Genomic DNA, 18,874 nt, shown 5'->3' with positions numbered 1-18,874 from the left:
GAGAGCGCATGTCCAACGTACTGAACCGCCGCGCCTCGGTTGCGCAGGAAACCCGCCGCACCCGCCGCGGGCGCCCGCTGATGGCCGTCCAGGTGGCCGGCGAGCTGCTCATCACCCTCGGCGTGATCGCCGTGCTATTTGTCGCCTGGCAGCTGTGGTGGACCAACGTCGAGGCCGACGCCGCCCAGGAATCCGCCGTCAAGCAGTTCGTCCAGCAACACCAGGCACCCATCCCTGACGCGTCCGCCGCCCCGGCCCCGGCCGCACCGTCCGCCCCCGCGGACCCCGCGAACGTGCCGGTGGCCAGCGCGCCCGCCCACGGCGCCGCGATCGGCGTCGTCTACATTCCCCGCTTCGGCGCCAACTACAGCCGGCCCATCATCGAGGGCACCAGCCCGGACGTGATCGACACCCTGGGCCTGGGCCGCTACGCCGGCACCGCCATGCCTGGGGCCGTCGGGAACTTTGCGATGGCAGGCCACCGCCAGACCCACGGTGCGGTGCTGGACAACATCCACACTCTGGTGCCCGGCGACAAAATCTACGTGCAGACCGCCGACGGCTTCTACACCTACGTCTTCCGGAACCAGGAGATCGTCCTGCCGGACCGCACCGACGTGATCGCGCCGGTGCCCACCCAGCCCGGCGTCGCGCCGGACCAGCGGCTCCTGACCATGACCAGCTGCAACCCGCGGTTCGGGTCCGAGGAGCGCATCATCGCCTACTCGGTGTTCGACTCCTGGCAGCCGCTCAGCGCCGGGCCTCCGGCGGCCATCGCACAGCAGCTCGCCGCGCTGCAGGGGAAAGGCTAAACCATGTACTCCTGGCTGTTTCGGCACCTTCCCGGGCCCCTCTGGGTGCGGATCCTCATCTCGGCCGCGGCCCTCGCCGGGGCGGTGTTCCTGCTGTTCGACGTGGTGTTCCCCTGGCTGGCCGACGTCACCAACCTGACCGACGCCACGGTGGGCTGACCCGTGCCCGCCAGCCCGCCGCCGTCGTCCTCCCTGTTGCCGCCGCTGCCGCCGCTGGAGGAGCTCCTCGCCGGGGCGCACGTGGTGAGCCTGCCCATGCGGGTGAAGTTCCGCGGCATCACCCGGCGCGAGGCGCTGCTGCTGGACGGGCCGCGCGGGTGGGGCGAGTTCTGCCCGTTCCCGGAGTACGGCGACGCGGAAGCCTCCCGCTGGCTCGCCGCCGCCGTCGAAGCCGGGTGGCACGGCTTCCCGGCGCCGGTCCGAACCATGATTCCCGTCAACGCCACGGTCCCCGCGGTTGCCGCGGACCGCGTCCCGGAGATCCTCGCCCGCTTCGGCCGGGTGGACGCCGTCAAGGTCAAGGTGGCCGAGCCCGGGCAGACCCTCGACGACGACGCCGCCCGGGTCGCCGCCGTCCGCGCCGCGCTGCCGGACGCCGCGGTCCGGGTGGACGCGAACGGCGGCTGGGACGTCCCGGCCGCGGTGGAGGCACTGACCCGGCTGTCCGCCGTCGGGCTGGAATACGCCGAACAGCCGGTGCCGGACATCGCCGGCCTGGCCGAGGTGCGCCGCCGGCTGCGCGCCGCCGGGGTCCCGGTGCTGATCGCCGCGGACGAGAGCGTGCGCAAGGAGGACGACCCGCTCAAGGTGGCCCGCGCCGGCGCCGCGGACCTGATCGTCGTGAAGGTGGCGCCGCTCGGGGGAGTGCGGCGCGCCCTGGACATTGTGGCGCAGGCCGGGCTCCCCGCCGTCGTCAGCTCCGCGCTGGACACCTCCGTGGGGATCCGCGCGGGACTGGCGCTCGCCGCCGCGCTGCCGGATCTGCCGTACGCGTGCGGGCTGGGGACCGTGTCGCTGCTCGCCGCCGACGTCACCCGGGATTCCCTGGTGCCCGACGACGGCGCCATCCGCGTCCGCGACGTGGCCGCCGACCCGGGGCTGCTGGCGGAATACGCGGCCGCGCCGGAGCGCCGCGACTGGTGGCTGGAACGCCTCCGCCGGGTCCACGCCGTGCTGGCTGCCGGTGAGGCGCGCACGGGCTAGTAAAGTAGGTGCGGAAGCGGCGAAGCAGCCGTGAAAAATGGCTTTTGGAATGGAATATTTGTTAATGACGACTCCTGGATCCCAGCACGTTGACGAGGCGTCAGATGCCACAGCCGCGGACGGCCAGACCGCCGGCAAGGACGGGCTACTCCGCATTGTGCAGGGCCTGCGGCGGGTTGACACCGGAACCTACGCGCTCCGCATCCGGCTGGCCGAAAAGCTGGGCATCGGCACCATCGACATCAACGCGATGGCCTTCGTGGGCGAAGTGGACGGCCTCACCCCCAAGGACCTGGGCAAGACGCTGAACATCACCACCGGCTCGGTCACCGCCATGGTGGACCGGCTGGAATCCAAGGGCTTTATGGTCCGGAAGCCCAACCCCACGGACCGCCGCAGCGTGCTGCTGCACCTCAGCCCGGAGGGCAACGAGGCCATGCAGTGGGCCAACGACCACTTCGCCGCCGCGGCCAGCGCCCTGCTGGAGGCATCCTCCAAGGACAGCGTGGCGGACATCGCCGAGTTCCTTGAGGGCATCGGCCAGCGGCTGATGGACGCGGCCAACGCCCCGGAAAAGGGCTAACCCCTTCCCGCGGCGCTCCCGCACATCCGGCGGGATCCGGGGCGACGCTCCCGCACATGGTGCGGGTTCGTTGCAGACGCTCCCGTTACAAAGGGCCGGCTGATCCTTAGGCCAGCGCGGCCAGAAGGGCGGCGCAGGCAGCCTCGCACCGGCGGCAGGCTTCGGCGCAGATCCTGCAGTGCTCGTGCATACCAGAGTGCTTCTCGCACTCCACGGCGCAGACGGCACAGGCGGTGCGGCAGGCCTCCAGAAGTGCGCGGCTGATGCCCGCATTGGACGCTGTTTGGCGGGTCAAGACGGCGCCGGTAGCGGCGCAGATGTCCGCGCAGTCCAGATCCGTGCGGATGCAGGAGACAAGGTCAGCGACCATGTCCTCGGCAAGGCACGCGTCAGCGCAGGCTGTACAGGTCTGGGCGCACTGATAGCACGCGGCGATGCACTCGGCCAGCAGTGCTTTGTCAGCGCTTTCCGACGCCTGCGGGTGGACGTCGAGCATTGCAGCGATGTGGTGGGTCATGACGCAGCTCCTGTCGCGCGGTGATGGGCAGCCGGCCCGTCCGGCCGTCACGCCCACCCTAAACCCGTGATGGGCACGTCGTCAGCCCCTCACCAGCGGCGGGAACCGTGAACCGGAGTTCACCCGGACTTCATCTGAGAGTCGACTCCACGTCGCCCGCGGCTGGAACGTTAGGGAGGCCCCCAATCCACCGTGGAAGGTCTCCCATTGTCTGTTTCCTCCGGACGCAAGTTCTCCCTGCTCCCCATGCTCGGCCACACCAAAGGCAAGCGCAGCGCCGTCACCTGCGCACTGAAGTGCGACAACGCCTGCTCCGGCGAGGTCTGCAACACCAGCTCTAACAGCTACTTCCGGGACATCGCCTCGGCCACCATGTCCCGCCGCGCCGTCCTGGGCTTCGGCGCCGCCGGTGCGCTCGCCGTCGCGTTCGGGGACGCCCTCACCTCGGCCGGCCCCGCAGCGGCCGACGGCGGAACGGGACTTTCCGCGGCAGCCAAGGACGGCTACGGCGCGTCCAAGCTCCGGTTCAGCGCGATCGCCCCGGTGGATGCCGCCGTCGACCGTTTCACCGTGCCGGAAGGCTTCACCTGGCAGCCCGTGATCCGTTGGGGTGACCCCATCTTCGACGACGCCCCGGACTTTGATCTGGGGAACCAGACCGCCGCCGCGCAGGCCCGGCAGTTCGGCTACAACAACGACTACACGGACATCCTGGAACTTCCCGGCAGCAAGGGCCGCCGCGCGGTGCTGTTCGCGAACCACGAGTACACCAACGAGGCCATCATGTTCCCGGCGTCGATGCCCGCCGCGGACGTCCGGGCCGTCGCCGCCGCCGCGCACGGGCTCTCCGTGGTGGAACTGGAGCGCAAGAACAAGAACAAGCCGTGGACCTACGTCAAGGGTGCCGGGCTGAACCGCCGCTACCTGAACACGACGGCGTACGAGCTCACCGGTCCGGTGGCCGGCTCGCCGCTGGTCCGCACGTCCGCGGACCCCTCCGGCCGCCGCATCCTCGGCACCCTCGGCAACTGCGCCGGCGGCACCACCCCCTGGGGCACCATCCTCTCCGGCGAGGAGAACTTCAACGGCTACTTCGTGGCGCCCGGCACCTCGGCCGAGGACAAGCGCTACGGGCTGACGTCCAAGCCCACGGCCCGCCAGTGGGAACTCGACGACCCCCGCTTCGACACCCGCACCCCGGGCTTCGAAAACGAGGCCAACCGGTTCGGCTGGATCGTGGAGGTGGACCCGTTCGACCCCGACTCCACCCCGAAGAAGCACTCCTCGCTGGGCCGCTTCAAGCACGAGGGCGCCAACGTGATCGTGGCCGAATCCGGGCACGTGGTGGCCTACTCAGGCGACGACGAGCGCTTCGACTACCTCTACAAGTTCGTCTCCGCCGAGAAGTACCGCGAGGGGGACCGCAAGCACAACATGACCCTCCTCTCCGCCGGCGACCTCTACGTGGCCCGCTTCACCGGCAACTCCCCGTCCTCCGAGATCACCGGCACCGGCGAGGTCCCGGCCGACGGCGGCTTCGACGGCACCGGCGAATGGCTGCCCCTGGTGGTGGGCGGGAAGTCCAAGGTGCCCGGCATGACCGTCGAGGAGGTGCTGGTGTACACCCGTCTGGCCGCGGACAAGGTGGGCCCCACCAAGATGGACCGTTGCGAGGACGTCGAGCCCAGCCTGCACACCGGCAAGGTCTACGTGGCCTGCACCAACAACTCGGACCGCGGCAAGCTCGGCAAGGAAGGCGCCACCGAGGTCAACCCGCGCAACGCCAACCGTGACGGCCACGTCGTGGAGATCACCGAGACCGGCGACCAGACCTCCACCGCGTTCACGTGGAACCTGCTGATGGTCTGCGGCGATCCCTCCACCGGCGACGTGACCTACTTCTCCGGCTTCCCCGCGGATCAGGTCTCGCCGATCTCCTGCCCGGACAACCTCGCGTTCGACTCGGTGGGCAACCTCTGGATCTCCACCGACGGCGCCCCCTCCGGTATCGGCAAGGCCGACGGGCTGTTCAAGGTCACCCTCGACGGCGCCGAGCGGGGCCGGGTGGAGCAGTTCCTCGCCGTCCCGCGCGACGGCGAAACCTGCGGGCCCATCATCCACGACCAGGAACGCACCGTGTTCGTCTCCGTGCAGCACCCGGGCGAGGACGGCACGTTCGACGCGCAGCTGTCCTTCTTCCCGGACTACGTTCCGGCAGGCACGACGCCGGCGCGCGGCCAGGCCAGTGCCCCCCGCCCGTCCGTGGTCCAGGTGTTCCGCACGGACTCCTGACCCTCGCCTCCAAAGCAACGCGGGGTCAGACCCGGCCCGTGTCGGAGCCCTTAATGGGCGCCATCTGACCCCGCGTTGCCCCTGAGACGGCCGCGCCCGGAACGCCGGGGGCTCCGGGCGCGGCCTTCCCGCTCCGCCGCGGTCACCCGCCACCAACCACCCAAAGCAACGCGGGGTCAGAGCCGGCCGGTGTTGGGGCCCTTTATGGGCGCGATCTGACCCCGCGTTGCTTCTGGTGCGGGAGCGTCGGCGGGTGGGCGGAACTGATAATTTGAACAGTGTGAATAATCCGGCCGAAATGGTTGTCCCCAGAGTCCAGGCTGCAATTGCCAGCGCGTTCGGCGAAGAGTACCGCGGGACGGATCCGGTGGTGCGGCCCTCGCAGTTTGCGGACATCCAGATCAACGCCGCCATGGCGCTGGCCAAAAAGGTGGGCATGTCCCCCCGGGACGCCGCCGCCCGGATCGTCGAGGCCCTGGACCTGGACGGGATCTGCACGTCGGCCGAGATTTCCGGGCCCGGCTTCATCAACCTCACCTTCGACGGGACCTGGATCGAGGAGCTGCTCAACGCCGAGTCTCCCGGCACCCAGCCCCTACCGGCCGCGGAGGCCCAGCGCGTCGTCGTCGACTATTCCTCCCCGAACGTGGCGAAGGAAATGCACGTGGGGCACCTGCGCACCACGGTGGTGGGCGACAGCCTGGTCAAGGTCCTCGAGGCCCTGGGCGACACCGTGATCCGGCAGAACCACATCGGCGACTGGGGCACCCCGTTCGGCATGCTGATCGAGCACTGGCTGGAGATCGGCGAGGACTCCCCGGAGGCGGCCCTGCTGGTGGATGACCCCAGCGCGTTCTACCAGGCAGCCCGCGCCAAGTTCGATGCCTCTGCCACGGATGAGGACGGCTTCGCCACCCGCGCGCGGCTCCGGGTGGTGGCGCTGCAGGGCGGCGACGCGGAAACCTTCGCCGTCTGGCAGCGGCTGGTGGCGCAGTCCAAGCGCTACTTCAACGCGATCTACTCCATGCTGGGCATCAGCCTCACCGACGACCACATCGCCGGCGAAAGCTCCTACGACGCGCATTTGGCACAGCTGTGCCAGGAGCTCGAGGACCGCGGCATCGCCCGCATCAGCGACGGCGCGCTCTGCACCTTCCCCGCCGGGTTCACCGGGCGCGACGGCGAACCCATGCCGCTCATCATCCGCAAGTCCGACGGCGGCTACGGCTACGGCACCACGGACCTCGCCACCATCCGGTACCGGGTCCGCGAGCTCGAGGCCAACCGCGTCCTCTACGTGGTGGGAGCCCCGCAGAACATGCACCTGCGCATGGTGATGGCCACCGCCCGCGAGGCCGGGTGGCTGCCGGACACCGTGGAGGCCGTGCACGTGCAGATCGGCAACGTGCTGGGCGAGGACGGGAAGATCCTGAAGTCCCGCTCCGGCGCCCCGGTCAAGCTCATGGCCCTGCTGGAGGAGGCCGTGGACCGCGCCCGTGCCGTCATCGACGCAGGCCGCCCGGAGCTCAGCGACGCCGAACGCGCCGCGACCGCCCGGCAGGTGGGCATCGGCGCCGTCAAGTACGCCGACCTCTCCACCGGGCACGACACCGAGTACGTCTTCGACTTCGACCGCATGCTGGCGCTGAGCGGCAACACCGGGCCCTACGTCCAGTACGCCGCCGCGCGGATCCGCTCGATCCTGCGGAAGGCCGGGGTGCTGGAGCGGTACACCGGGCTGGACTTCGACGGCGGGACGCCGCAGGCGACTGGCGACGTCGTGCTCGACGGCGGGACGCCGGGGACGACCGGTGAGGACGTGCTCGACGGCGGTGGGCCGGAGTCGCCGGGGACGGCGGCGGTGATCGCCGTCGTCGAACCCGCCGAACGCGCGCTGGCGCTGCACCTGCTCGAATACGGCGCCACGCTGCACAAGGTGCGCGAGACGCTGGAGCCGCACCGGCTGTGCACGTACCTGTTTGAGCTGGCCCAGCTGTTTACGTCCTTCTACGACCAGTGCCCGGTGCTGAAGTCCGAGGACTCGGTGCGGGAATCGCGGCTGGCGCTGTGCGCGCTGGTGCTGCGCCGGCTGTCCGAGGGGCTTGACCTGCTCGGCATCGAGACGCCGGAGAACATGTGAGCGCAGGGGAGCCGGGTCCGGAAGAGCTCGGCGCGGAGGAGTTGAGCGCGGTCGATGCGGCGCGGATCGCCGTCGCGGCCCTGCTCCTTGAAGGGGTGCGGTATGTGGTGGTGGCGCCGGGGTCGCGCTCGGCGCCCATGGCGTATGCGCTGGCCGAGGCTGAGGCCGCCGGGCGGGTGGAGCTGCTGGTCCGGATCGACGAGCGCGACGCCGGGTTCACGGCCCTGGGCCTGGCCCTCGCCACCGGCGCGCCCGCGGCCGTGCTCACCACGTCCGGGACCGCCGTCGGGAATCTCCTGCCGGCCGTGATGGAGGCCAACCACGCCGCCGTGCCGCTGGTGGTGGTCTCGGCCGACCGTCCCGTGGAACTCCGCGGCACGGGCGCCAACCAGACCACCGTGCAGCTGGACCTGTTCGGGGAGCATGTCCGTTTTGCCGCCGATGTGCCCGCCGGCAGCGACCCGCAGCGCGCCGTCGAGACCGCGCTCAGCGCCGCCACCGGGGCGTTCGAGGACACCCCGCCCGGGCCGGTGCAGCTCAACCTGGCGTTCCGCGACCCGCTGGTCCCCGCGCCAGGTGACGGCCTGCCGGCGGAGTCCGGTCGCCGCGTGTACCGCACGCCCCGCGGCCCGCTGGCCCTCGACTTCCCGCCCGCCGCCCCCGGGCTGCCCGAACGCCGCACCGTGGTGCTGGCAGGGCACGACGCCGGCCCGGTCGCCGAGGCGTTCGCCCGCGCGCACGGCCTGCCGCTGCTGGCCGAACCGTCCTCCAACGCCCGGTTCGGGCCCAATGCGGTGGGGCCGTACCGGATTGTCCTCGACGCGTTCGGCCCGGAGTCCGCGCAGCCGATCGAGCGGGTGGTGCTGTTCGGCCGGCCCACCCTGTCCCGGCCGGTGAGCGCCCTGCTGGCCCGCGCCGACGTCCCCTCCGCGCTGTACCAGCCGGTGCCCGTGGCCTGGTACGAGCCGGGCCGCCGCACCGAACTGCCGCTGAACAACCTGGCCGACCTGGCCGAGTTCGCCGGCCGCGGCTCTGCGGCGTGGCTGGACGCCTGGCTCCTGGCCGGAGCCGCCGCGCAGCACGCCGTCGACCAGGTCCTGGCCGGGCCGGATCCCTTGACCGATGGTGCTGCCGGCGGCGCTCCCGCGACCGGGCCCGCCGTCGGGGCCCTGGTCTGGAAACACACGCGCGGCCAGCTCGTGCTGGGATCCTCCAACGGGATCCGCGACGTCGACCTCGCCGGGGCGCCTGCCGCCGAGCCGGCCGCCGTCGTGTTCGCCAACCGCGGTTTGTCCGGGATCGACGGGACCCTCGCCACGGCCACCGGCATTGCCCTGGGCGGCCGGCAGGAGACCACGGTGCTGCTGGGTGATGTCACGTTCCTGCACGACGCCGGCGGGCTGCTGCTCGGCGCCGGGGAGGAGGAGCCCGACCTGCGGATTGTGGTCCTGAACGACGCGGGCGGGGCGATCTTCGGGCTGCTGGAACACGGCGCCGTCGAGGCCACGGGCCGGTACGGAACCGCCGTCGAACGCCTCTTCGGTACCCCGCACAGCGTTGACATTGCGGCACTCGCGGCGGCGTACGGCGTGGTGCACCGCTCGGTGAGCACGACGGCGGAGCTCGACGCGGCGCTGTCTGTGCCGGTGGCGGGCCGCAGCATTATCGAGGTGCGCACGGACCGGCGTGGGCTGCGGGACCTGCACGGACGCATCAGGGCCGCGGTGGGCACGGCGGTGGCCGGAGTCCTCGCCGCGGAGTAGGCCCCGGCGGGACGCGCGCCTCGTGCTGCGCGACTCGCTACGTGCGACGTGCCCGGCGACGCGGTTCCTGCCCTCCGACGCGGCTCGTGCTGCGCGACTCGCTAATTACCCCACGCGCCGATATACCCGCCGCGTGAGAATTTTCGCGCCGCGCAGGATAGGAAGCGCGTCGCAGGATGAGGCTACGCCGGTGCGAGGGAGCCTCGTGACGCGCTTAGTCGCTGGCGCGCCGACGCATTCCTCGCGCCCCGACGCGTGCCCGGCGAAGCGCCTCGTGCTGAGCGACTCGGTAAATTCCCCACGCGCCGGTATACCCGTCGCGTCAGGATTTTCGCGCGTCGCAGGATAAGGAGCGCGTCGGAGGGTGAGTCCGCGCTGGTGCGAGGGAGCCTCGTGACGCGCTTTGTGGCTGGCGCGCCGGTACGTGCCCGGCGAAGCGCCTCGTGCTGAGCGACTCGGTAAATTCCCCACGCGCCGGTATACCCGTCGCGTCAGGATTTTCGCGCGTCGCAGGACAAGAACCGCGTCGGAGTCTGGGGTTGCGCCGCAGGGGACGGAAAACGCGTCGAGGGTGGGGTTGCGTGGCGGGGGACAACGAGGGCGTCGTGGGGTGAGGTTGCGCCGCGCAGGATAAGGAGCGCGTCGAGTTGTCCACATGGCTGCGATGGTTGGTGGTGTGGTGCTGCGGTGGGGTGGGACCTTCGTTGGATGAATGAGCTCCCCAAGTTGATCCTCACCCGCGAGAATGTTCAGCAGGGCCTGACCCCGAAGGACCTGGCCAGGCGCTGCCACTCTGGGGCACTGGTCCGGGTGCGCCGGGGCGTGTACGTCGACGGCAGCATCTGGCGGGCGCTGAAGCCCTGGGAACAGCACCGGGTCCGGGTCAGCGCGGCAGCTGAGACCTTTACTGCGCCGACAATCTTTGCCTGGCACTCTGCCGCTGCCGTGTGGCACGTACCGACCATCGGGCTTCGGCACCCCGTCCACGCCCTGACCCTGCAGAACGACGGCGGACGCTCACGGGCGGGAGTCGTCCGGCACTACGTCCCTCCAGCCGGCTTGAAGGCCGTCCGGCGGGAGGGGGTCCTGGTGACCGGGAGGGTCCGAACCGTGCTGGATCTTGCCGCCTTCACACCGTTTGCCGAGGCCGTGGTGCCTTTGGACCACGTGCTGAAACCCGACACAGCCCATGGCCTGCCGGCCCTCACGAAGGAGCAGCTCTTGGCGGGAATCGAGAGCAATTACACCGCGGCCGCCGCGAAGCGGATCATGACGGCAGTGGAATTCGCCGATCCCCGGTCCGGATCAGCTGGCGAGTCGTACAGCCGGGCACTCATGTGGATGGCCGGGTTCGAGCCGCCGGAACTCCAGCGCGAGATGCGTGACGGTGCGGGACTGATTGGTTACACGGACTACTTCTGGGAGAGCGTGCGGCTGGCCGGCGAGTTCGACGGCGTCGAGAAGTACGTCAAGGCCGAGTACCTCAACGGGCGGACCATTTCGCAGGCGGTTGTGGATGAGAAGGCACGGGAGGACCGGATCCGGGCCCTGGGAAACGGTGTGTTCCGCTGGGTCTGGGCCGATCTGATGGCCGCCGGGCAGCTCGAACGGAAGCTGACAGCGGCGGGCGTGCCCCGGCGTCGTGCGCGGTCTGCCCGGTGAAGGCGATGCGCGAACTGCCCCACGACGCGCAAAAGCCCTGGCGCCGCCTTATTCCGGTAGCGCCAGGGCTTCGGCGCGTCGGCAAGCGGGACCCACGTCGTCAGGCAGGAAGCGCGTCGCCAGACGGCACGCGGACCCGCGAAATGTCTCATGACGCGCAAAAGCCCTGGCGCCGCCGTATTCCGGTAGCGTCAGGGCTTTAGCGTGTCGCCAAGCGGGAACCGCGTCGTGAGGCAGGAAGCGCGTCGCCAGACGGCACGCGGACCCGCGGCGCGGACCCGCGGCGGCGGCGCCTACTCCGCGATGTCGATGTGCGTCGGGTCGAGGACGCGGCGGAGGAACTCCTTGGTGCGGTTGTGGGTGGGGGCGCTGATGACCTGCTCGGCCACGCCTTCCTCCACCACCACGCCGCCGTCCATGAAGACCACACGGTCGGCCACCTCGCGGGCGAAGCCCATCTCGTGGGTCACCACCAGCATGGTCATGCCTTCCCTGGCCAGGTTCCGCATGACGGCGAGCACGTCGCCCACGGTCTCCGGGTCCAGGGCCGAAGTGGGCTCGTCGAACAGCATGAGCTCGGGGTCCATGCTGAGCGCGCGGGCAATGGCCACACGCTGCTGCTGGCCGCCGGAGAGCTGGTCCGGGAAACGGTCGGCGAGGTGGCCCAGGCCCACACGCTCCAGGTTGCGCATGGCCACGGCGGAGGCATCGGCCTCGCTGCGCTTGAGCACCTTGGTCTGCGCGATGGTGCAGTTCTTCAGTGCGCTCAGGTGCGGGAAGAGGTTGAACTGCTGGAAGACCATGCCCACTTTGCGGCGCATCTTGTCGATGTCCACATCCGGGTCGGTGGCCTCGAAGCCGCCCACGTGGATGCCGCCCTCGTTGGGCTGCTCCAGCAGGTTGACGCAGCGGAGCAGGGTGGACTTGCCGGAACCGGACGGGCCGATCAGGCAGACAACCTCGCCGGGCTCAACGGTCAGGTTGATGCCCTTGAGCACTTCGTTGGATCCGTACGACTTGCGGAGGTCCGTGATGGCCACACCCGCGGCCTTGACGGCACCGCGGTCATCGGCGTTCTGTACGACGTCGTTCATGACTGTCCTGCCTATCGCTTCGTCCGCGCGGAGCGGCTTTCGAACTTCCTGGCCAAGAGGCTCAGCGGGATGGTGATCACCAGGTAGAGGGCACCGGCCACCAGGAGCGGCGTGAGGCCCGCGCCCAGGCTGGAGATGCCGTCGCGGCCGAACTTCGTCAGCTCGTACTGCGAGGCGGTGAGGCCCAGCACGTAGATGAGCGAGGAGTCCTTGGTCAGCAGGATGACTTCGTTGGTCAGCGGCGGCAGGACGATCCGGAACGCCTGCGGGATGACGATGGAGACCATCGCCCGCCACTGCGGCATGCCGAGGGACCGGGCGGCTTCCATCTGTCCCTTCGGCACGGCCTGCAGGCCGGCGCGCAGGGTCTCGGCGATGTAGGCGGCGGCCACCATGCCCAGGGAGATCATGGCCACCACGGTCACGTTCCAGGAGACACCGAACGCCAGCGGCACGCCGTAGCCGAAGGCGATGAACACCAGCAGGGCCGGGATGCCGCGGAAGAACTCGATGTAGCCCGTGGCCAGCCACCGGTACAGCGGGAAGGAGGAGAGCTTCATCAGGGCCAGGAGCAGGCCGCCGGAGAGGCCCACCAGGAAGCCCAGAGCCGTGTAGATGAGGGTGTTCTTCAGGCCCACCAGAATGATGTCCGGGAACATCGGGCCGATCTTGCTGAAGTTGAAGACGCTCTCGCTGACGGTCTCCCAGTCAGTGGCCAGGATCAGGGCGGCGAGGGCCACCACAAAGATTCCGGCCTGGACATACAGGCTGACTCTGGCTCGTTGGCGTGCGGTCATTGCCATGGTGTTCTCACATTCGTTTCGCGCACGTGGGGCCCCGTACGGGCTGGTCTCCAGCGGTACGGGGCCCCAACTGCGTAGGTCTAGGCCAGGGTGCGGGCTACTTGGTGGCTTCGCCGAACCAGGTGGTCTCGAACTTCTTCAGGGTGCCGTCGTCGGTCAGGCGCTTCAGCGTGCCGTTGACCTGGGTGGCCATGGCCGTGTTGCCCTTCTTGATGGAGATGCCCAGCTGCTCGCCCGTGGTGAAGTCCTCCACGCGCTTGAAGTTCGAATCGTCCTTGATGGCGTAGGCCAGCACGGACTGGTTGCCGAGGGCGGCGTCGATGGTGCCGGCCTGCAGGGCCTGCACCAGGAGGCCGGAATCCTCGAACTGCTGGGCGTCGAGGCCCTTCTCGGCGGCGTACTTGGCGCCGGTGGTGGCCTGCTGGACGCCCACCTTCTTGCCCTTGGCGCCCTCGAGGTTCGTGATGCCGGAGGACGTGCTGGCCACCAGGGTCAGGTCATCGTCCATGTACGGGTCGGAGAAGTCCATGACCGACTTGCGGGTGTCCGTGATGGAGACGGAGGAGATGGACACGTCGCACTGGGTCAGGGCGGTGCCGGTCTCGATGGCCTCGAAGGAGCTGTCCACGACGCTGAGCTCGGCCTTCATGTCCTTGGCCACTTCGGCGGCGATGTCCATGTCGAAGCCGACAATCTTGCCGTCCTTCTGGAATTCGAACGGCTCGTAGGGCACGTCCGAGCAGACGGTGAGCTTGCCGGCGTTGATGAGCTGCACGCCGCCCTCGGAGGTGGCTGCGGGGGTGGAGCTGCCGCCGCAGGCGGTGAGCGTGAGGGCGCCGACGGCGAGGATGGCGGCTGCCTTGGCGGACATCTTTGCCGTGGCGAGGGACTTGAGCTGCATGGTTTCTTCCCTTTTGTTGCAGGTTATTGCAGGAGCAGGCGTGACTTAATCGGCTTATAGTGTATCGCCGAAAACGAGATGTGCATCACAGGAAACTTAGTTTCACCATTGGATAACTATTGTCGAGACTAGCGCAAGCCTCTGCCGGCGCGCGGTGTCTCTTATCCCGGACTCTAGCTGTTGATGCCGAGGGACTCCAGCATGGGACGGAACTTCGCCCACGTCTCGGCGAGCTCGGCTTCCGGGACCGAGCCCTCCACGACGCCGCAGCCGGCGTACAGCCGCACGGTCTCCGCGGACTCGATGACGGCCCCGCGCAGCGCGATGCCCCATTCCCCGTTGCCGGCCGCGTCGAGCCAGCCCACCGGCCCGGCGTAGGGTCCGCGGTCCAGGTGTTCCAGCTTGCGGATCAGCGCGCCGGCCACGGTGGTGGGAGTGCCGCAGACCGCCGCGGTGGGGTGCAGGGCGTTGATCAGCGCCAGGCACGTGGGGACATGTCCCTCCACCTCGGTCAACTCGGCCTTGACGTCCGAGGCGAGGTGCCACACGTTGGGCAGCTCCAGGATGAACGGCTCGCTGTGCGCATTCATCGCCTCCGAGAACGGCGCCAGCTGCGTGGTCAGCGACTGGATGGCGATGTCGTGCTCGTGCCGCTGCTTCTCGGACCCGGCCAGCACGCGCTCGGCAAACTCCAGCGGGGAACCGGCCATGCCGTCGGCGTCGCGGCGGTCCAGGGTGCCGGCCAGGACGCGGGCCTGCGCGGTGCGGCCCTCCACCTGGATCAGCATCTCCGGCGTGGCGCCCACCAGCCCGTCCACGCCGTAGGTCCAGCATTCGCGGTAGCGGGCGGCCAGCTCGCGCAGCACCTGCGCGGCGTTGACGCCCGTGGGGAGCGTGGCCACGATGTCGCGGGCCAGCACCAGCTTCTCCAGGGCGCCGGCCCGGATCTCCTCGACCCCGGCGGCGACGGCGGCCATCCAGGCTTCCTCGCTGAGCGACCCCGTGTGCAGCGTTGCCCCGGCGGCCAGGGGCAGCGGGCGGACGACGGCGCGCCCCGCCTCCGCGGCCGGGCCGCCGGCGGTGCCGTTCCCGGCCAAGCTTGGTTCCGACGTCGTGCCGTCCGCAGCGCTGCCAGCCAAAGCGCCAGCCAAAGCGCCAGCGCCGGCAGAGCTCCCGAGCCAGCGGTCCAGGGCGGCGCGCGCCCCCGCCTCAGTGAGGTCGACGTCGTCGAACGTCAGCTGGGTGAGCCAGGCCTTGCCGTCGCGCAGCCCCACGACAATCTCGGGGACGATGAGCCGGGACTCGTGCGCGGAAGCCTTGGAGAAGGCGAACGAGCCGAACGCGACAGGGCCGGTACCGGGCCACTCCACGGTGTCCTCAGTCTGAGCCTCGAGCACCAGGTGGCGCCACCAGATGTCCGCCTCAAGGAACCGCTCGGGCCCCGTGGCGGTGAAGCGGGCCACTTCGCCGAAGCCCACCAGGCCGGCTTCGCGGCGGGACCAGCAGAGGACGTCGTCGCGGACCAGAAACGACGGCAGCCCCCCGGGGAAGGATTCTGCATCCAGGGGGACTGTCAGTGTTCTGATAATTCGGGTGGAGAACGCGCTCGTCATAGTGAGACCACACTACTCCCGCCGGGCGTGGCGGCCCGCTCACGCCGTGGCCGGCGCCCTGTTCCGGCCCTGCTCAGGGCGTGGTTCGTGGGTGTCCCTAACATTTGAGACAATGGCAGGGTGAACCGAGCATCCTTGGATAAGCGTCCGGACGAAGTAGCCACGATGTTTGACGACGTCGCCCCCAAATACGACGTCGTCAACGATGTCCTGTCCATGGGGCAGACGCGCCGGTGGCGCAAGGTTGTGGTCGAGGCCATGGATGTGCGGGCGGGCCAGCGGGTGCTGGACCTCGCGGCCGGAACCGGCACCTCCAGCGAGCCGTATGCCGACGCCGGCATCGACGTGATCGCCTGCGACTTCTCCCTCGGCATGCTCAAGGTCGGCAAGCGCCGCCGCCCCGACATCGACTTCATCGCCGGGGATGCCACGCGCCTTCCCTTCGCGGACAACTCCTTTGACGCCAGCACCATCTCGTTCGGCCTGCGCAACGTCAACGAGCCGAAGAAGGCGCTCGAGGAGATGCTGCGGGTCACCAAGCCCGGCGGCAAGCTGGTCATCGCCGAGTTCTCCCAGCCCGTGGTGCCGCTGTGGCGCACCATGTACACCGAATACCTCATGCGCGCGCTGCCCGCGATCGCCGTCAAGGTCTCCTCCAACCCGGATGCCTACGTCTACCTCGCCGAGTCCATCCGCGCCTGGCCGGACCAGGACCACCTCGCCGCCTGGCTGCAGGACGCCGGCTGGGAATCCGTCACGTACCGCAACCTCAGCGGCGGCATTGTGGCCGTGCACCGCGCCGTGAAGCCCGGCGCTGAGTCCGGGCCGGCAGCAGCCGCTGCCGCACTCGCCAACCACACCGGACCGGTCGCGAAGCTGCGCCGCAACACCCGGCCCGCGCGTTAGTCCAGACGCCGTGAAAGTACTGATCGTCGGAGCGGGTCCGGCCGGGTCCACCGCCGCCTACTACCTGGCCAAGGCAGGCATCGACGTCACGGTGCTCGAAAAAACCAGCTTCCCGCGCGAGAAGGTCTGCGGCGACGGCCTCACCCCGCGCGCCGTCCGCGAGATCCAGAAGCTGGGCCTGCCGCACCCCGAAAGCGACGGCTGGCGCCGCAACAAGGGCCTGCGCCTCCTGGCCGGGGGCCGCAGCATCGAACTGCCCTGGCCCGAGGTGTCCGACTTCCCGCAGTACGGCCTCATCCGGACCCGGCTCGGCTTCGACGAGGAACTGGCCGCCCACGCCCGGTCCGCGGGCGCCGTCGTGCTGGAACGCCACAGCGTCACCGAGGCCCTGCGAAACGACGCCGGCCGGGTCACCGGCGTCCGCGCCGCCCTGCTGGACGAATCCGGCCGCAAGACGGGGGAGACGCGCGACTTTCCGGCCGACGTCGTCCTCGCCGCGGACGGCAACTCCACCCGCACCGCGGTGTCGCTCGGCATCCGGAAGCGCGACGACCGGCCCCTCGGCGTCGCCGTCCGCACGTACTTCACCTCCCCGCGGCACGACGACGACTGGATGGAAGGCTGGCTGGAGCTCCCCGGCCGCGACGGCAAGCTGCTGCCCGGCTACGGCTGGGTGTTCGGCGTCGGCGACGGGACCTCCAACGTGGGCCTGGGCATCCTGAACTCCTCCAAGGAATTCGGCAAGCTGGACTACAAGCAGGTCCTGCGCGAATGGACCGCCGGGATGCCCGCGGAATGGGGCTTTACCCCGGAGAACCAGGTGGGCGAGATCCGCGGCGCCGCGCTGCCCATGGGCTTCAACCGCACCCCGCACTACTCGCCGGGCCTGCTGCTCCTCGGCGACGCCGGCGGCATGGTTTCCCCGTTCAACGGCGAGGGCATCTCCTACGCCATGGAGTCGGCCCGGTTCGCGGCCGAGTTCATCATCGACGCCGCCGCGCGCTCGGCTGCTTCCGGCGGAACGTACGACGCCGACGCCCGGCTGGCGGGGTACGCGGACTATGTGCGGGACCAGTGGGGATCACACTTCACCCTGGGCCGCGCGTTCGCCGCGCTGATCGGGAAGCCGGCCGTGATGAAGCTGGCCCTCCGGACGGGCATGCCCATTCCTGTGCTGATGCGGTTCGTGGTGCGGCTGCTGGCCAACCTGACCGATCCTGCTGCCAAGGGGTTCGAGGACCGGGTCATCCGGGTGCTGGAATCGCTGGTCCCGGCGACGTCCAATTCGGCCCCCGCACGGCTGGACATGTCCAGTGCTTCGCCCTCCAGCGCCAACTCCGCGGATTCCGCAACAAAAGTTAGGGTTAACCCGTGACCAACTCTGCAGACCAAAGCTGGAGGCACGCCGGACACGGCAAGCCGAGCTCCGAGCCCAGCCTCAACACCACGGCCATCGCCACCGGATTGCAGCTCCCGGCAGGCTTCGCCGCGATTGCGGGGGACCCCGAGCTGGGCCCGGCGATCACCACCAACCTGGCCCGTGTGGAGAAGAAGCTGCGCGAGGCCATTGCCAACTCCGATCCGCTGGCTGACGCGACGTCGCGCCACCTCGTGGAAGCCGGCGGTAAGCGCATCCGCCCCCTGCTGACGCTGCTCTGCGCCCACCTCGGCGACGCGTCCCGGCCCGCCGTGGTGCAGGCCGCCGTCGTGGTTGAACTGACCCACCTTGCCACGCTGTACCACGACGATGTGATGGACTCTGCGCCGTTCCGCCGCGGCGCCCCGACGGCGCACGAGGTCTGGGGAAACTCCGTCGCCGTCCTTACCGGCGACCTGATCTTTGCCCGGGCCTCCATCCTGGTGTCCGAGCTGGGGTCCCGCGCGCTGGGCATCCAGGCCCGCACCTTTGAGCGGCTGTGCCTGGGCCAGCTGCACGAAACCGTGGGCCCGCGCCCGGACGAGGACCCGGTGGAGCACTACCTCTCCGTCATCGCGGACAAGACCGGCTCGCTGGTGGCGGCCTCCGGGCAGCTCGGCGCGATCTTCTCCGGCGCCGACGAGGCCTACGAGCCGGTGCTGGTGGAGTACGGCGAGAAGGTGGGCGTCGCGTTCCAGCTCGCCGACGACGTCATTGACGTCACCGGCGTCAAGGTCAAGTCCGGCAAGTCCCCGGGTACCGACCTGCGCGAGGGGGTGCCGACGCTGCCGGTGCTGCTGCTGCGCAAGAAGGCCGACGCCGGCGACTCCTCTGCCGTCGAGCTGCTGAAACTCATTGACGGTGACCTCAGCTCGGACGAGGCGCTGGCTGCCGCCGTCGCCGGTCTCCGGGAGCACCCCGTGACCGCGGAATCCTGGGTGGTGGCGCGGGCGTGGGCGGATGAGGCGATTGCCGCGCTGGCGCCGCTGCCCGAGGGTGTGGTGAAGGACTCGCTGACCAACTTCGCACGGGCCGTGGTGGACCGCGCCAGCTGATTCTCGCCGGGTGATTCTTGCCGGGCTGCCAGTCTTAAACGGAATGGCCCCGGTTCCTCACAACGTTTCAATCCGTTGTGCGGAACCGGGGCCATTTCTCCGTTCGCATCAGG

The 18,874-nt window shown here is 69.8% G+C and carries 16 protein-coding genes; 11 read left to right on the top strand and 5 right to left on the bottom strand.

Annotated features, from left to right (window positions below; translation table 11 throughout):
* The first annotated feature begins 8 nt into the window (after positions 1-8).
* The 4 genes from ACTWQD_RS06690 (at position 9) to ACTWQD_RS06675 (ending at position 2,598) form a co-directional block, all read left to right on the top strand.
* Positions 9-812: a class E sortase gene (locus ACTWQD_RS06690; RefSeq protein ID WP_443195360.1), complete on the top strand. Its 804-nt coding sequence runs from the start codon at positions 9-11 to the stop codon at positions 810-812.
* 3 nt (positions 813-815) lie between these two features.
* Entirely contained in the window at positions 816-971 is a 156-nt protein-coding gene (locus ACTWQD_RS06685; protein ID WP_443195359.1) for a hypothetical protein, read from the top strand.
* A 36-nt stretch (positions 972-1,007) separates the two neighbouring features.
* Positions 1,008-2,015 (top strand): o-succinylbenzoate synthase, encoded by a 1,008-nt coding sequence (locus ACTWQD_RS06680; protein ID WP_443195535.1) that lies wholly within the window; start codon positions 1,008-1,010, stop codon positions 2,013-2,015.
* Positions 2,016-2,079: 64 nt separating this feature from the next.
* Entirely contained in the window at positions 2,080-2,598 is a 519-nt protein-coding gene (locus ACTWQD_RS06675; protein ID WP_443195358.1) for a MarR family winged helix-turn-helix transcriptional regulator, read from the top strand.
* A gap of 106 nt (positions 2,599-2,704) precedes the next feature.
* Here ACTWQD_RS06675 and ACTWQD_RS06670 read toward each other — a convergent pair whose 3' ends face one another.
* Positions 2,705-3,115: a four-helix bundle copper-binding protein gene (locus ACTWQD_RS06670; protein WP_443195357.1), complete on the bottom strand. Its 411-nt coding sequence runs from the start codon at positions 3,113-3,115 to the stop codon at positions 2,705-2,707.
* Between the two features lie 207 nt (positions 3,116-3,322).
* Between ACTWQD_RS06670 and ACTWQD_RS06665 the strand changes: the two genes are divergently transcribed.
* From ACTWQD_RS06665 to ACTWQD_RS06650, 4 genes are all read left to right on the top strand, one after another.
* Complete coding sequence (locus ACTWQD_RS06665) at positions 3,323-5,407, top strand: PhoX family protein (protein WP_443195356.1); 2,085 nt, start codon at positions 3,323-3,325, stop codon at positions 5,405-5,407.
* Positions 5,408-5,705: 298 nt separating this feature from the next.
* Entirely contained in the window at positions 5,706-7,547 is a 1,842-nt protein-coding gene (gene argS, locus ACTWQD_RS06660) for an arginine--tRNA ligase (protein WP_443195355.1), read from the top strand.
* Complete coding sequence (gene menD / locus ACTWQD_RS06655; protein ID WP_443195354.1) at positions 7,544-9,310, top strand: 2-succinyl-5-enolpyruvyl-6-hydroxy-3-cyclohexene-1-carboxylic-acid synthase; 1,767 nt, start codon at positions 7,544-7,546, stop codon at positions 9,308-9,310. The genes argS and menD overlap by 4 nt, the downstream gene beginning before the upstream one ends.
* A 708-nt stretch (positions 9,311-10,018) precedes the next feature.
* A complete protein-coding gene (locus tag ACTWQD_RS06650) occupies positions 10,019-10,972 on the top strand; it encodes a type IV toxin-antitoxin system AbiEi family antitoxin domain-containing protein (RefSeq protein WP_443195353.1) in 954 nt (317 codons plus the stop codon).
* Between the two features lie 293 nt (positions 10,973-11,265).
* Here the strand turns inward: ACTWQD_RS06650 and ACTWQD_RS06645 are convergent, their stop codons facing one another.
* The 4 genes from ACTWQD_RS06645 to ACTWQD_RS06630 all read right to left on the bottom strand — a co-directional run bounded on the left by ACTWQD_RS06645 (position 11,266) and on the right by ACTWQD_RS06630 (position 15,383).
* Positions 11,266-12,066, bottom strand: coding sequence for an amino acid ABC transporter ATP-binding protein (locus tag ACTWQD_RS06645; protein ID WP_443195352.1), 801 nt, complete (start codon positions 12,064-12,066; stop codon positions 11,266-11,268).
* 11 nt (positions 12,067-12,077) lie between these two features.
* Complete coding sequence (locus ACTWQD_RS06640; RefSeq protein WP_443195351.1) at positions 12,078-12,869, bottom strand: amino acid ABC transporter permease; 792 nt, start codon at positions 12,867-12,869, stop codon at positions 12,078-12,080.
* 97 nt (positions 12,870-12,966) lie between these two features.
* Positions 12,967-13,770: an ABC transporter substrate-binding protein gene (locus ACTWQD_RS06635; RefSeq protein WP_443195350.1), complete on the bottom strand. Its 804-nt coding sequence runs from the start codon at positions 13,768-13,770 to the stop codon at positions 12,967-12,969.
* Between the two features lie 173 nt (positions 13,771-13,943).
* A complete protein-coding gene (locus ACTWQD_RS06630; protein ID WP_443195349.1) occupies positions 13,944-15,383 on the bottom strand; it encodes an isochorismate synthase in 1,440 nt (479 codons plus the stop codon).
* Positions 15,384-15,503: 120 nt separating this feature from the next.
* Between ACTWQD_RS06630 and ACTWQD_RS06625 the strand changes: the two genes are divergently transcribed.
* The 3 genes from ACTWQD_RS06625 to ACTWQD_RS06615 are packed head-to-tail and all read left to right on the top strand — an operon-like array spanning position 15,504 to position 18,761.
* Positions 15,504-16,289 (top strand): demethylmenaquinone methyltransferase, encoded by a 786-nt coding sequence (locus ACTWQD_RS06625; protein ID WP_443195348.1) that lies wholly within the window; start codon positions 15,504-15,506, stop codon positions 16,287-16,289.
* Between the two features lie 10 nt (positions 16,290-16,299).
* Positions 16,300-17,664, top strand: a complete 1,365-nt coding sequence (locus ACTWQD_RS06620) for a geranylgeranyl reductase family protein (protein WP_443195347.1) — start codon at positions 16,300-16,302, stop codon at positions 17,662-17,664.
* Positions 17,661-18,761, top strand: coding sequence for a polyprenyl synthetase family protein (locus ACTWQD_RS06615; RefSeq protein WP_443195346.1), 1,101 nt, complete (start codon positions 17,661-17,663; stop codon positions 18,759-18,761). Before ACTWQD_RS06620 ends, ACTWQD_RS06615 begins: the two co-directional genes overlap by 4 nt.
* Positions 18,762-18,874 lie beyond the last annotated feature (113 nt).

Source organism: Pseudarthrobacter sp. 1C304 (assembly GCF_052245515.1).
Classification (GTDB): Bacteria; Actinomycetota; Actinomycetes; order Actinomycetales; family Micrococcaceae; genus Arthrobacter.
The sequence above is the reverse complement of the archived record's forward strand: the minus strand, read 5'-3'. Positions and strand labels throughout refer to the sequence as shown.